The sequence below is a fragment of the Faecalicatena contorta genome (genome assembly GCF_003149105.1).
GTDB classification, from domain to species: domain Bacteria; phylum Bacillota; class Clostridia; order Lachnospirales; family Lachnospiraceae; genus Muricomes; species Muricomes contortus_C.
In genome coordinates this window covers 29770-43758 of record NZ_QGDS01000018.1, presented here as the reverse complement: position 1 = coordinate 43758, position 13989 = coordinate 29770, and the positions used below count along the sequence as shown (strand labels likewise).

At 40.9% G+C, this 13989-nt stretch carries 13 protein-coding genes; all 13 read right to left on the bottom strand.

All coding sequences use genetic code 11. The features are described from left to right. Positions 1-193 precede the first annotated feature (193 nt). Positions 194-1189: a sulfate/molybdate ABC transporter ATP-binding protein gene (locus A8805_RS19260; protein WP_207657733.1), complete on the bottom strand. Its 996-nt coding sequence runs from the start codon at positions 1187-1189 to the stop codon at positions 194-196. A 44-nt stretch (positions 1190-1233) separates the two neighbouring features. Beyond that, positions 1234-1905: a molybdate ABC transporter permease subunit gene (modB, locus tag A8805_RS19255; protein WP_109714199.1), complete on the bottom strand. Its 672-nt coding sequence runs from the start codon at positions 1903-1905 to the stop codon at positions 1234-1236. A 38-nt stretch (positions 1906-1943) separates the two neighbouring features. Then, positions 1944-2849: a molybdate ABC transporter substrate-binding protein gene (gene modA / locus A8805_RS19250; protein ID WP_109714197.1), complete on the bottom strand. Its 906-nt coding sequence runs from the start codon at positions 2847-2849 to the stop codon at positions 1944-1946. A gap of 32 nt (positions 2850-2881) precedes the next feature. Next, a complete protein-coding gene (locus tag A8805_RS19245; RefSeq protein ID WP_109714195.1) occupies positions 2882-3877 on the bottom strand; it encodes a hypothetical protein in 996 nt (331 codons plus the stop codon). Continuing rightward, positions 3874-4503, bottom strand: coding sequence for a Fe-only nitrogenase accessory AnfO family protein (locus A8805_RS19240; RefSeq protein ID WP_109714193.1), 630 nt, complete (start codon positions 4501-4503; stop codon positions 3874-3876). Before A8805_RS19240 ends, A8805_RS19245 begins: the two co-directional genes overlap by 4 nt. Positions 4504-4516: 13 nt before the next feature. Continuing rightward, a complete protein-coding gene (locus A8805_RS19235) occupies positions 4517-4807 on the bottom strand; it encodes a PqqD family protein (protein ID WP_109714191.1) in 291 nt (96 codons plus the stop codon). Between the two features lie 9 nt (positions 4808-4816). Then, entirely contained in the window at positions 4817-5635 is an 819-nt protein-coding gene (locus tag A8805_RS19230) for a homocitrate synthase (protein ID WP_109714189.1), read from the bottom strand. Next, complete coding sequence (locus tag A8805_RS19225) at positions 5619-6608, bottom strand: hypothetical protein (RefSeq protein ID WP_109714187.1); 990 nt, start codon at positions 6606-6608, stop codon at positions 5619-5621. Before A8805_RS19225 ends, A8805_RS19230 begins: the two co-directional genes overlap by 17 nt. Positions 6609-6632: 24 nt before the next feature. Next, the gene (locus A8805_RS19220; protein ID WP_109714184.1) at positions 6633-6941 is read right to left on the bottom strand and encodes a 2Fe-2S ferredoxin; all 309 of its coding nucleotides are present in this window, start codon (positions 6939-6941) and stop codon (positions 6633-6635) included. A 14-nt stretch (positions 6942-6955) separates the two neighbouring features. Further along, a complete protein-coding gene (locus A8805_RS19215) occupies positions 6956-9586 on the bottom strand; it encodes a nitrogenase component 1 (protein WP_109714182.1) in 2631 nt (876 codons plus the stop codon). Then, positions 9537-10943, bottom strand: a complete 1407-nt coding sequence (nifE, locus tag A8805_RS19210; RefSeq protein ID WP_109714180.1) for a nitrogenase iron-molybdenum cofactor biosynthesis protein NifE — start codon at positions 10941-10943, stop codon at positions 9537-9539. The genes A8805_RS19215 and nifE overlap by 50 nt, the downstream gene beginning before the upstream one ends. A gap of 70 nt (positions 10944-11013) precedes the next feature. Continuing rightward, positions 11014-12387: a nitrogenase component 1 gene (locus A8805_RS19205; RefSeq protein WP_109714178.1), complete on the bottom strand. Its 1374-nt coding sequence runs from the start codon at positions 12385-12387 to the stop codon at positions 11014-11016. Continuing rightward, positions 12387-13979: a nitrogenase component I subunit alpha gene (locus tag A8805_RS19200; protein WP_109714176.1), complete on the bottom strand. Its 1593-nt coding sequence runs from the start codon at positions 13977-13979 to the stop codon at positions 12387-12389. Before A8805_RS19200 ends, A8805_RS19205 begins: the two co-directional genes overlap by 1 nt. Positions 13980-13989: the final 10 nt, after the last annotated feature.

Below are 13989 nucleotides of genomic sequence, written 5' to 3'. Positions count from 1 at the left end.
TTGTTGTCAAATTCTTTTTTCATTATAGCTTATCAGAGAAAAAAAGACAATTAGTAATTGTTACAATATAATGTATGGAATTGGAATAGATTATAAGCATAACAATAAACAGGGACTTGTCCTAATCGATATTATAACGTAATACTTTAGTTGACAACAGTTGAGCTGTCCCATCGGATATCACTTTAATGGATTATCCCGTAAGCAGCAAAATGTCCTCTTTTGGAATTGCCAATATGCTTGGATAAAGATGCAGTTCTTCAAACATGTTTTTGGGCATCTCCCATCGAAGCATTCCTTTGGAACACTCTGGTTTTACCATCAATATTATACTAAAAACACCTTCTGTTACACTTATGATTTCGTAATTTAAAAACAATACATCATTCTTTTCCACTATTCGATGTGCAGGCTGAATCAGCTTTGCACGGATACCCACAAAAGCAATTTCTTTCTCAGCAGATTCCTGTTTAAATTCCAGTCCAAACTCCGGTGCTATAACCCTGCCGGCATCCACTACTACCGGACAGATATTTTTACATCCCGTAAGCAGTGCGTCCGCATAAGTTTCGGGATGATGATATAGTTTCCTCCTACATGCAATTGGCTCATTCCTTCCGTCCTCCATCACGACCACCCGGTTACTGATGCGGTATACCTCATCACGGTCATGGGATACAAACAATACTGTCTTTCCAAATTTCTCAATTGCCGTAACTACTTCTTGTTCCATTTTCCAGCGCAGATAACTGTCAAGTGCAGAAAACGGCTCATCCAGCATAATAATTTCCGGTTTGGAGACCATCATGCGTGCTAACGCACAGCGCTGCTTCTGCCCGCCAGACAACTGTGCCGGATATTGGTCTTCCAATCCTTCCAGATGAAAAGCGTTCATTATGGCATCCAGTTCTCCTCTCCTCTTTTTAGTAAGAACCGTGCAAATATTTTTCCGGACTGTCATATTTGGAAAAAGAGCATAATCCTGAAACAGATATCCCGTTTTTCTTTTCTGTGGAGGAAGAGAAATTTTCTTATTTGAATCAAACACTGTTTTCCCATTGATTACGATTTTTCCACTGTCCGGCTCCTCGATTCCGGCAATACACCGCAATGTCATGCTTTTTCCGCATCCAGAAGCGCCCATCAGAGCAATAGTCTCATCCTCTGCCTCGAATTTAATATCCAGCACGAAATTTTTCAATTTTTTTCTTATTTCACAATATAGAGACAATCTCAGCCCCCCCTTCCAAATGATACCCGTTTATCAAATATATTGACTACCAGCATGACTACAAAAGATATAATCAGATTAATCAGCACCCATCCCATTGCTTCCGTATCTTGATTTGTCTGCCAAAAATAGGCAACGGTTGTAGATATGGTGGCCGTTCTGTCTGCAATGTATCCTGCAACCATGCTTGTGGCGCCGTATTCTCCGAGTCCTCTTGCAAATGCAAGCACCATACCTGCTACAATTCCTGCCTTACAGTTTGGAAGCAGGATTCTCCAAAATATGTAAGTGTTAGAAAGACAGAGTGTCTTTCCACTCGCAATGATATTTTGATCGAATGCTTCAAATGAACTTCTTGCAGTTCGGTACATCAGTGGGAAAGTTACCACAACGACTGCCGCAATCGCTGCATACCATTTCATGGTAATAGTAGTATGAAAATATTCTTTCACTAAAATGCCGGGAACGCTTTTTGGCGAAAGCGTTTTTAACAGCAGGAAACCGACAACGGTAGGAGGCAGCACCATGGGAATCGTAAATATCGCGTCTAAAATCCCCTTAAGTATCCCAGGGAGCCTGATTACATAATAAGCCAGGATAATACCTAGGAAAAAAGTAATACAGGTTGCCAGAAAAGAAATCCTCAAGGAATTCCACAAGGGAAACAGATTCATAAATGTACCTCCTTTTGTCCTATTATAAGATTCTTGTTCTATTCCTTTTCCCCAGAAACAATCAGAACAATTTTATTATTCAGAAGATTTGTTACAGTATCCCCGTTTATATATCCTTCTTCCTGCAGTGTATCCATCTGCTTTTGTGCTGCTGAAAAAAATATATCCGCCGAAGCTCCCTGTTCAATCTGGGTCTGCAAGGTTCCGCTGGAATCAAAATTATATACCAGCGTAATATCAGGATACTGTTCGTTAAAAAGCTTTTGAATCGATGTAAGAGATTCCATCAGACTTGCCGCTGCAAAAACATTTAATGTACAGGCCTTGTCAGATGCTACTTCAGCCGGTTTTTCATCTGTTGCCATCTCGAATCCGACTTTTTCAAACTCATGGACTGCTCCATCGGAAAGAAGAAAATTTAAAAATGCCTTTGCTGCCGTTGGATTCTCCGAATTCTTCAAAACCGCTGCCGGATAAAGAACTGGTGTATTCAATGCATCCTCTGGAGCTGTACACACAACCTTAATCCCCTCTGCCGTTGCTGCATCCGTTGCATATACAACACCGCAGTCTACCGTGCCCTCTTCTACCTGAGACAGAACTTCTTTTACATTCGTGCCATAAGATATTTTACCCTGGATACTATCCCAGAAACCCAGATTACGAAAAATCTCTTCCGAATACTGCCCCACTGGCACACCCGAATTCCCTAGTGCAATCAAAGTTACTGCGTCTGTATTGACATCTTTAAAACCAGTAATTTTGACCGTTTTTTCCATTTCCGCCTCTGTTTTTGATGTACTTTCTGCCGCCTCATTATCAGCCACTGCCGGCGGATCCGTCTTAGCTTTTGCAGATGGAACATTAGGTCCAGCATTCCCACATCCGAATAACAGCAGCATCGCTGCCACGAAACAAATACATGATTTTTTTACATTTTTCATATTAACTCACATTCCTATTCCTTTCTCTTCACTTAGGTATAATTGCTGCTGTGGCACAGTGAGCAGTTTGCACAGTCGTCAGGTGTACATCCCAATGTATCCGCAGGCAGTTTTTGAATGGTAAATCCAGTATGTTCCATCGGAAAAGTATACGTACTGCCGTTTTCAAAGTTCACTGTATCCTCCTCAAAATCGAAAATTACTTTCATGGCACTCCGTACCTTTATATCGTCATAAAGCGGGTGTTGCTTTTCCGCAGGTTCGAGAACCAGAAACTCCTCACCTCCTGTTTGAACCATAACTTTATCTTCTACAGTAGAAAACGCAGTAAGCCTCCCTTTCTCATCAAACATAACCGAATTGCTGTCCGCGTGAACTCCCACTGCATCCGGATCAAAAGCCGAAAAGATTCCGATTGGAGTTTGCAGTAACAATGCTGTTTTTGGTTCTACCGACTTTAATTCTCCACTCTCATAGAGGGAGAAGCCTATTGCCGTCTCAATCTCACCTGCCGGAGAGTGTACTGTAATGCTCTCTTTTGGATACAGCGTGATGCTTTTTATATTTCCGCTTTTATAAAAACAGATACCATTTGTATATGCGCAGAAGGAGGCAGCATCCAATTCAAAAGAAAGCGGGATATTATTTTCCCGTTCATCCTCCTCTGACCAGAATCCGTTTATCTGCCCATTCGATACAAAAGCCTTATGCAGCTCTCCTGTCGGATAAAATGTTACATACTCTGCCGGCAAGATTCCGATTGGACTTTCAATTTCAGACTGTTCCTCCAGCATGACGGCTTTTATGATTCCATTTTTATAAAATTCCACTGATGCTTTCTTTTTCCGCCTTTGTGATTCTGTGTAAGAGGGGACCAGTTCTCCCACATGCGTTACAACCATATTTTTCCCTGTCAAATTTACACTTTCAAGCTCTCCGCTGGGATAAGTCTGAAAAGAGGATACATCTCCAAGAATCCCAAATTCCATCTGTATATGCGCTTTGTCGATTACAAGATAATTCATCATAGACTTCCCTCCTGACATTGACGGGCTGTAATCCGTGCAAGTATTCCCTGTTCTGTGTCCTGAACCTGTACATTCCATGCCCCATCACGTGTAATCCAGGGCGGAACATGTGAACAGCGCAGCTTCAGTTCCAAGAATGAGGTTGTTTGTAAAAATTCCATAAGAATCTGCTTTGAAGAAAGTTCCGGATGTTCTTTTTCAATTTGAAGCAGATTAAAAAAATAAATGCCGGGGATATCAGATTCCAGCGGTTTTATGTTCTCTGCCAATTCCCATTTCATCCGTTTTTCCTTCTTCATTTCTTCCAAATCCAATACAATTCCATTCAGCGTTTCTTTTATATAATCCGGAACCAGAAAAATCAAGAACCCTTCCCTGTCCAAAATGGTATAGGGAATCCCGCTGATATCTCTAAATGCTGCTATTTTGCAATTCTCCAGAAGTTCTGTCAAATACTTTACTGACTTTCTTACCTCTGACACAGTTGACTGCGGAATCGGATCATAATAGATGGTTTTCTCAAGTATAAATTCTCTTTTTATTTTTAGAAATATCTGAAAACAGACGCAATCATAAAAATTAACCATGTTTCCGTTCTGATCTGTAAATACAGCAATTCTTTCCATAATGTTCCCCCTTTCACTGTTCAATTTCTACCACATTTCCATGAATCAGCTTTGCAAGAAATTCGCCCACCTCATATTCAGCATCCTCTCTGCTGACTTCAAATTTATCAGTAACTGTGCTAATCAGCTCTTCGGTATCCGCACCCTTTTCCAGCCTGCTCCATAAAAAGATACAGGCTTCATTGACAGACGGAAGTCCTGTCAGTGAACCGTTATCACTGTCTTTTTCGTAAAAGATGCAAAACTCTCCTCCAAGCTCTCTTAAAATATAACCTTCTTTTAATTTTGCTGATTTAATATTCACATTGTCCTCCTATAGGAATTTTCTTCTATCCGGCTTAATCATCCCCGATAACAGTTCTTCAATCTTAAGTACACTGCGTTTGTCAATTCCTGTGTCAAAGTGGACTTCACAGGCATGAATAAAATCATACATATTGCAGTTCCCAGATCGTTCGCCAATACCCAGTATCGTACAATCAATCAAACCTGCCCCCATGTTGGCCATTTCCAGGGAATTGGCCACAGCCATACCAAAATCATTATGTTCATGTGCTTCAATCATTATAGAAGAATGGCTGTGTATTTCTTTTACCAGCTTTCCTGCACGTACAGGTGTAAAAATACCGACTGTATCCGCCAGCCTGATAATTTTTATTCCCATTTTTTCAGCCTGAACCGCCAATTTTATCATAAATCCTATATCGGCACGTGAAGAATCCTCAAATCCGGGTGTCACCTGCACATGGAAGTTATTCGCTATTTCTATACATTCCATGAACTGTTTTTCTACCCAGGCTTTATTTTTATTGAGCTTGGAGTAAATCTGTACATAACTGACCGGAACTGCGATATGCACGATATCCGGTTTTTGACGGCATGCTTCCATAACATCTACAGGGTTCAGCCTGCTCCAAAGTGATATTTTGGCATGTTTTTTCTGGTGCATGATTTTAGACAGATATTCCCTCCCCTCTGTCTTCCGGTCAAATATTCCGACTTCTATCTCGGATACACCTATTTCATCCAGTGCCCGTGCCAATTTCACCTTATCTTCCGGGAAAAAAACAACTCCCGGGCACTGTTCCCCGTCACGCAATGTTGTATCCACTATACTAAGTTTTTTCATCATAAGTCTCATACCTCCCGACCATTTCTATAAATTCTTCCTCTGTAATGGCGGTTCCCCGTGCCCTGCTTTTTTCTTTGATCAACTGAAGCAGGTCTTCTGTATGATCTTGAAATGTATTCTCCATATGAAGTTTCTTTAATTTAAAAGTAACACAACCTTTTCCTGAGTGCTTTCCAAGAATTACTTCCCTTTCTAAACCGACCAGCTCCGCAGGATATGGTTCATAATTGGCAGGCTTTTTTAAAATGCCATCGACATGAATACCTGATTCCACATAAAAAATGCGGGTGCCGAGTACGGGTGCCATGGGAGATATCTCCTCTTTCAATACATCCTCAAGCCAGCATTTTAACCTTGAGAAATCTTTAAAATCATGATTCACCATGTATCGTTCAATCACATGCAGTGCCATGAGAATTTGCTCTGTTGCGGCCTTATTTCCAATCCCAAGCAAGGTTGATACAACGGCATACCCCTTATTTTGAAGGAACAGGGTTGCAATTGCCGTTGCACAGTGGTAAGTATTCTCCGGACATAGAATAAGCTGCTTTAATTCAAATCTCTTTTTTAATGTCTCCAGCCCCACATTGCACCCTCCAAGCAGAAGTTTATCTAATCCTGTAACCCTCAGCAGCGAATTTTCTTCAGCCGGTACTATCTTTACCGGCTCTTCCATATCATTAATCTGATAGGTTTCGATTTCTCTTTTTCCTCTTTTCTGCTTGGGGGTAAAATAATATTTAATCCTTTTATCCTTTGGATAATCTTCATTCATGTAGGAAACGGTATCCACTTCAAGATAATAGGTCATTCCATCCGGCAGGTTTCCCTGCAGTTTTTCATACACGCCGGCAGAAATCTGCAGATTTCTGATACCGATTTTTCCCATAAGCTCCACAAAACGATATATCTGTTCCCGGGTTAAATTATAGTTATCAAGAATGCATAGTGTAGCATCTATAATTCTTATCATAGATATACCTCCATTTCCCTTATTTTAAATCCTCAAATCTTCTACAGGTATTCCTCCTTCAAAATGCTCATCAAAAATTCGTTCCACATCTTCCGGTTTTACATTTCCGTACCATACTCCTTCCGGATAAACTACAACAATCGGTCCCTTGTCACAGATACCGAAACACCCTGTATTATTAATAACAACTTCTCCTGAAAGCTCACGGTCTTCAATTTCCTGCATAAAATCCTGTATAAGATTCACACTTCCCTGCTGAAAACAGTATCCCTTCTGCTGCCCGTTAATTCTGCAGCTTGTGCAGATAAAAACATGATACTTAGGTTGAACCATATGATTACCTCCTTCTACATTTCGCCTGCGGCGTTACAAATTGCTGATTCTATTTTATCAAATGCGGTAATTGCCTGGATTCCTTTTTCCTTTAAACGTGTCTTGGGAGCTTCTCCAATTCTCATTGCTATCACTCCGTCGCAATCGTGAAGTACCGATATAATTTGTGTGATTTTATTTTCTGTATCTCCGCACTCTTCAACTCCGGTACAATACTTTTCCACATTTCGATTTTCTATAAAACGTAAATCTCCATTTTCATACTGATAGATATAGAATTTTTCTACATGACCAAAATGCATATCCACATAAACACCACTTTTAGATGCAATGGCAAATTTTAGTGTCTTGTCTTGCTCTTTCTTTTCCTCTTCCGTGCTTCCTTTTTTTGAAAGTTTTTCAAGATCAACAGAAAGATCATTATCAAGGGTTCCGACAGCATCTGCCCTGCACTGCTTACAGTGAAACATTTGGCGCATAATTCCATTGCAGTTGTTTCTCAGATTCTGAATCTCTTTATTACTCACCATAGGCAGATTTTCGAAAACACTTCCCTCTACCGGTATGAGCTGCATAATATTTGTAATGTAGCATCCTATATCTTTACATGTCTGCACAACCTGAGGAATATGCCCCTCATTGATTCCTTTTAGTGTGACAATATTCACTTTGCATATAATTCCATGTGCAAGCAGAATTCTAAGTCCCGAAAGCTGATTGGATACCATAATTGCACCGGCAGCTTCTCCTTCGTATCTTTTGCCCAGATAATCTATATATTTGTAAATCTCAGCACTAATTGAGGGATCCACAGCGCTCATTGTCACCGTAACATGGGAAACTCCAAGTTTTACAAGTTCTTCCGCATAAAGCGGAAGCATCAGACCGTTGGTAGAAAGACAGAATGTAACATCCGGGTCATATTCCCGTATCAGTTCCAGAGTCTTTTTCACCTCCGGGTAGTTTCCTGCCAGAGAGTCTCCGGGTCCCGCAATCCCTGCTACAGTAAGATTTGGCATTTTTGCTTTCACAGCCTTATACCGCTCCAATGCTTCTGCCGGAGTCAGTATTGTACTAGTCACTCCGGGCCTGCTTTCATTCGGGCAGTCAAACTTACGTACACAATAATTACATTGTACATTGCAGGCCGGTGCCACCGGAAGATGAATTCTGGCAAATTTATGCCCTGCGCAGTTATAACATGGATGTTCCATTGTTTTTTTCATCATATCTGCCTGTTTTGTTTCTCCTGAGTCAATGGAAGTGCCTTTGTAATAGGTATTATAGAGCGTCTCCCTGAAGGACGTTTCCGTAGCAGACAGCAGTGCATTTGTAATATCATCTAAAAAGGATAATGATCCTTCATACCCCAGCATCCGTAAACGCTGCCCTCCTATACGGTCATGTACAGGAAATGCCCGCCGTACAAGCGGAATATGCAGTTGTTCCTCTATCCGTCTGCCATCCGAATTGCCAATCATGATATTTGCCTTATATCTAACAGCATATTCTTCTATTTCTTTAAAGTCAGTATCGTCTGAAATGACATATTCATCCACAAAGTATCTTTTTCCCATATCTGCAATTTCGGCTTCTACATACTGTTTTAGATTCGGACAGACACTCCCTGTGGACACAACCACCGGCATAATTCCATTTTCCGCACAAAATCTTACTGCTGCGATAATAAATTCTGGTTCTCCATATATGACAGCACGGCCTGCCGAATTATACTTGTGAGAATCAATCATTCCATCCAGATATCTGCTCCTGGCTGTCTTTATCTCCTCAGGCATCTTTTTTCCCGACAGTTCACAAAGGAGTTCATAAAAATCATCTGTGGCCTTTAACCCCACAGGAGATAGTATCTTCTTGTATGGAACCTGATACTTTTCAAATAGTATCCGGGCCGGTGAAACACCGCTGTCCTTATCAGAAAGCTCTATAGTAAACCTTGCTCCTGCCATTTTCCTGAGTTCCGTAATATCGGTCCCCCCTTTAGGCAGTCTGGAATATTCCTCTCCGTGTCCGCCATCAAGATTATCCGATATATCCGGAAAAAATATCGCGTCTATTTCAAACATACGGAATATAGATTTAAGGTAACGGATATCTGCCGGACTGCTCGGAGGAAGAATCACATTGACCTTTTCATTTTTTTCGGTGTCCATTTCCAGTTTACCCGCAACTGCATTTAATACAGCCATGTACCCTTCATACTGGGTTCCGCCATAGCCGGGAGAACTTACCGGAAGAATTGTAATATCCCGATACTGTGGATTTTCTTCATAAAAACTTTCTTTGATTCCTTCCACATCCTCTCCGATTGTTTCAGCAAGACAGGTAGTCATAATTCCGATTACTTTCGGATGATATAATGTAATTAAATTTTTTAAACCCTGCTTTAGATTCTTTTCTCCTCCGTACACAGTTCCTTGTTCCGTAAGAGAAGAAGAAGCAATATCAACCGGCTCGTTATAGTGAGTGGCCATATGCCTCCTGATGTAGGTAGCACAGCCCTGAGAACCATGCAATATTGTAATGCAGTCCCGAATTCCATAGAGCGCAGTTGCCGCACCCATGGGCATACACATCTTACAGGGATTGGTATTCAGATTTACAAGTGACGTGATTTTTGTTTTCATACGCGTTCCCCTTTACATATTCCCATACAGGGTTGTTAATGCTTTCATTGATTTCCTTCGTAAAATTATATACACCCTCAAAACCAGCTAAAGCATGTTTTCTTTCATGATTATGATCACAAAAAGCGATGCCGAGTTTATAAGCTAAAGGTCTTTCCTTAACACCTCCGGTAAGAATGTCAGCTCCCTTTTCTTTCATAAATGCCTCAAGTTCCGCGGGATTCGCATCATCCAGTATAACCGTATCTTCATCTACCAGACTTTCTATTATCTCATAGTCTTCCTTTTTCCCTGTCTGTGTACCTACCAGCACCGTCTTTATACCCATAACGTCAAACTGACGGATCAGAGAAATGGCTTTAAAGCCGCCGCCCACATAGATTGCCGCTTTTTTACCCTGAAGATTTTTCCGGTACTTTTCAATAAATCCTTCCAGCTTCTTCGTCTCCGCCTTACAAAACTTCAGAGCTTTTTCCCTGGCCTCCTCATTTCCCAATGCTTCTGCAATACGAAGCAGTGAGTTTGTCGTATCTTCAACTCCAAAAAAACTCACCTTTATGTAGGGAATTCCAAATTCCTCTTCCATTCGGCTGGCAAGGTAAGTGCTTGAGCCCGCACACTGAACTATATTCAACGCTGCAGCAGGTGACTGTATCATTTCATCATAATTCGCATCACCGGTAAACGAGGCCACCACCGGAACTCCTATTTTTTTTAAATAATTTTTTATAATCCACATTTCTCCGGCAAGATTGTAGTCTCCAAGAATATTGACTCCCTCTATCTTTTTTTCTGATTTATGTGGATGGAGCAGCTGCATGATTGCCTCACATGCCATACGGTACCCTGTTGATTTGTTTCCGGAAAATCCGGGTGACTTTACCGGAATAACCGGGGTTTTGTATTTTTGGGACATGAGCCTGCATACAGAATCTACATCATCACCGATGACACCTACGATACAAGTAGAATATACAAAAATTAACCTCGGCTTTTGTACCTCTGCAAGTTCTTCTATCGCTTTTGTGAGTTTTCCGGCTCCTCCAAAGATAATGTCCTTTTCCCTGAGATCTGTGCAAAAGCTGTTGCGGTAAATATCTTCTCCGCTGGTTAAGCTCCCTCGTATATCCCATGTGTAGCTTGAGCATCCAATCGGTCCGTGAATAATATGGTACGCATCTGTAATTGGATTTAATACCACCCTCGCTCCACAATAAACGCAGGCCCGCTGGCTGACCGCACCCGACACAGAATCCGTATCACAACTCATACCATCTCCGCTGCAGCATCCGCCCTGCTTTGTAACAATGGATTTTTCCCTTTCATCAAGAACATGAACCCTCTCTATTTGTGCCATCGATAACACTTCCTTTCTCATTTACAGAAAGAGGGTAAGTTTGCACCTTACCCTCTTCAGCAAATACATATTACATTACAACATCGAAGTCCTCATCACTTGAATCTGCATCCTGCCTATCCATAAGCACATTCGTAATCTTTTCTACATAACGGATTCCTCCGGCATATCCGACTGTTGCCTGAATGGTATCGCCATATCGGTCGAGTACCGGAAATCCCATCCTTACCATTGGAATATCTTCTGCTTTTGCAATCTGTTTTCCATAAGAACTTCCAATCAGAATATCTACACTTTCATTCTTAATCAGCTGATGCAGATAAAAAAGATCGGTATCTGCCTTAATCACGGACTTCTCAGTATCCATTCCATGCTCTTCAAACAAGGCTTTTATCTGCCTTACAAAATCTTCTTTTGGCGTACCGGTAATGACATATTTGGGGGTTATTCCCATTTCGATACAAAGTGAAGTAAAACCGTATACGACATCAGGATCTCCATAAATTGCTGCTGTTTTATTATAAGTATAAGCATGTGAATCCAGCATTAAATCTACAAGTCTTCCTCTCTCATATTCAAGAGACTGTGGAATCTCCTGCTTTGATATGTCACGCAGCGCCATCACATATTTATCTGTAAGCGATACACCAATTGGCGAAGGAAGAAGTGTAAATGGTACTTTATGCTGTTTTTCCATATATTGTGCTGATTCCACGCTTGTAAGCTGACCAAGTGCAATTAACTTTTTTACTGCCCCCAGCTCCTGAATATCTTTTGCAGATGTACCTGCTCCTTTGGGAAAATATTTATATTTTCCTGTCATCGGTGTTTCGAGTATTCCTTCGTGATCCGGAAAATATATGTAATCCACACCCATAAGCTCAGCTGTACGTTTTAATTCCCTGTCATCACCAGGATTTACCCAGCCGGGAAAAATAGCTATTTTACCACTTTTTCTATCGGTATTCTTTGTCATATACTTCATGAAACCAATCATCATATTTGAAAATCCCTGAATATGTGAACCTTCATATGACGGTGTACTTGCATAAAGCACAGTCTTTCCATCCGGTATTTCCATATCAGAAATATAACTTCCCACATCATCTCCGATTGTCTCCGACAGACAAGTTGTATGGATAGCAATAATATCCGGATCATAGAGATCAAATATATTTTTGGCTGACGTATTCAGATTACTTCTTCCTCCGAATACAGATGCTCCTTCCGTAAAAGAACTGGAAGATGCCATGGCCGGTTCCTTAAAATGACGAGATAATACGGTTCTGTGATAGGAGCAACATCCCTGTGAGCCATGGCTGTGAGGCATGCAGCTTTCTACACCAAGCGCACAAAACATTGCACCTACCGGCTCGCATGTCTTACACGGATTGATGGTTATGTGCCGTTTCTCCATAATTTCCTTTGGTGTCATATCCAACATTATTTTTCACCTCCTACTACCCCTTCAAGAATTGGTGTTGATTTCCAGGGCGGGGTAATTAATGCCCATGCATTTGTATAAATACTCATTGCCACATCACGCCCAAATATCACGGCACCGTTAAACCCTGCATAAGGTCCTGAGTAATCGTAGGAATGCATCTGCCTGGAAACAACTCCTGATTTTTGAATTGCATATTTATCTTTGATACCAGAAAAAAAGATATCCGGTTTCATGGTTTTAATCAATTCATCTGTTTCAAACACATTATAATCATCTACGACTATGTATCCCTTTTTCATATCCGGGAACATACCATCATAGGTATCAAGCTCCACACCCCTTTCTTTCAGTTGTTCAATCTGTTCTGCGCTATAGCGTTCATGGTATAATTCTTCATCCGGGGATACCGTAATTTCTTCAATATTCTTACTATCTGCATCTGGTTTAATCGAAGGTATAATATCACGTCCTTCATAATCATCCCTATGGGCAAACTCATATCCTGCTATAATTGTCTCTATACCAAAATCACGAAGTAGAGCCTGATAATGATGGGAACGAGAACCACCTACGAATATACCTGCTGTCTTTCCCTTCAGCATGGATTTATAATACTCAACGTCATCTGATATAGCTTCCAATTCCTCTGCTATTACTTCTTCTGTTCTTTTCGTGAGTTCCGGATCATTAAAGTACTCAGCCATCATCCTGAGTGATTTGCATGTAGCACCAATCCCGATAAAGTTTACCTTCAGCCAGTCAATACCATATTTTGTTTTCATCATCTGTGCAACGTAATTGATAGAACGATGACACATGACCAGATTTAAATCCGCAAGATGTGCATTTTTAATCGTCTCATAGCTGCCGTCTCCGGTAAATACAGACACCACCTCGTATCCAATTTTTTTGAGTATTCTCTCTTGCTCCCACCCGTCACCGCCAATATTGTACTCACCCAGAATATTGACTGAATATTTCCCCTTTGGTTTCATATCGCCTGAACCGATAATCTGTCTCATTAGACCGTTGTTTGCAATGTGATGGCCTGCTGACTGTGATACCCCTTTGTATCCTTCACATGAAAATCCAACTGCTGTAATCCCGTATTTTTTTTCCACACGTCTTGCTACAGCCTGTACATCATCTCCAATCAATCCAATTGGACAAGTAGAACAGATAAAAATACATTTTGGATTAAACATCTCCATGATTTCATCAATTCCCTGCTCTAATTTCTTCTCTCCGCCAAATACGATATCTGTTGGCCTCATATCCGTGCAAAATGAATATGGTATAAAATTTTGTTCCCCTTTATAAGAAGGTTTTGCCTTATTTCTTCGTGTTCCCCAGCTATAAAAAGCACAGCCGATTGGTCCATGGGTAATTGTAACCGCATCTTTTATGGGACCTACCACAACACCCTTACATCCTGCATAGCAGCATCCCCTTGCCGTCAGAATACCTGGAATTGCACGTGTATTTGCCGCAATTGTATCTGAGTCCCCTTCAAGCTGTGTGATATGGGTTTTTCTATTTTTAAATACTCTGGAGGAGTATTTTTCCAGAAGATTATCTCTTTCTTTCATTCTGCTGCAC

What these genes read in the sequence shown, in the direction of transcription:
- modB (WP_109714199.1), bottom strand. Translation starts at nt 1,905, where the DNA reads ATGAATCTGTTTCCCTTGTGGAATTCCTTGAGGATTTCTTTTCTGGCA.
- modA (WP_109714197.1), bottom strand. Translation starts at nt 2,849, where the DNA reads ATGAAAAATGTAAAAAAATCATGTATTTGTTTCGTGGCAGCGATGCTG.
- A8805_RS19245 (WP_109714195.1), bottom strand. Translation starts at nt 3,877, where the DNA reads ATGATGAATTATCTTGTAATCGACAAAGCGCATATACAGATGGAATTT.
- A8805_RS19240 (WP_109714193.1), bottom strand. Translation starts at nt 4,503, where the DNA reads ATGGAAAGAATTGCTGTATTTACAGATCAGAACGGAAACATGGTTAAT.
- A8805_RS19230 (WP_109714189.1), bottom strand. Translation starts at nt 5,635, where the DNA reads ATGATGAAAAAACTTAGTATAGTGGATACAACATTGCGTGACGGGGAA.
- A8805_RS19225 (WP_109714187.1), bottom strand. Translation starts at nt 6,608, where the DNA reads ATGATAAGAATTATAGATGCTACACTATGCATTCTTGATAACTATAAT.
- A8805_RS19220 (WP_109714184.1), bottom strand. Translation starts at nt 6,941, where the DNA reads ATGGTTCAACCTAAGTATCATGTTTTTATCTGCACAAGCTGCAGAATT.
- A8805_RS19215 (WP_109714182.1), bottom strand. Translation starts at nt 9,586, where the DNA reads ATGAAAACAAAAATCACGTCACTTGTAAATCTGAATACCAATCCCTGT.
- nifE (WP_109714180.1), bottom strand. Translation starts at nt 10,943, where the DNA reads ATGGCACAAATAGAGAGGGTTCATGTTCTTGATGAAAGGGAAAAATCC.
- A8805_RS19205 (WP_109714178.1), bottom strand. Translation starts at nt 12,387, where the DNA reads ATGTTGGATATGACACCAAAGGAAATTATGGAGAAACGGCACATAACC.
- A8805_RS19200 (WP_109714176.1), bottom strand. Translation starts at nt 13,979, where the DNA reads ATGAAAGAAAGAGATAATCTTCTGGAAAAATACTCCTCCAGAGTATTT.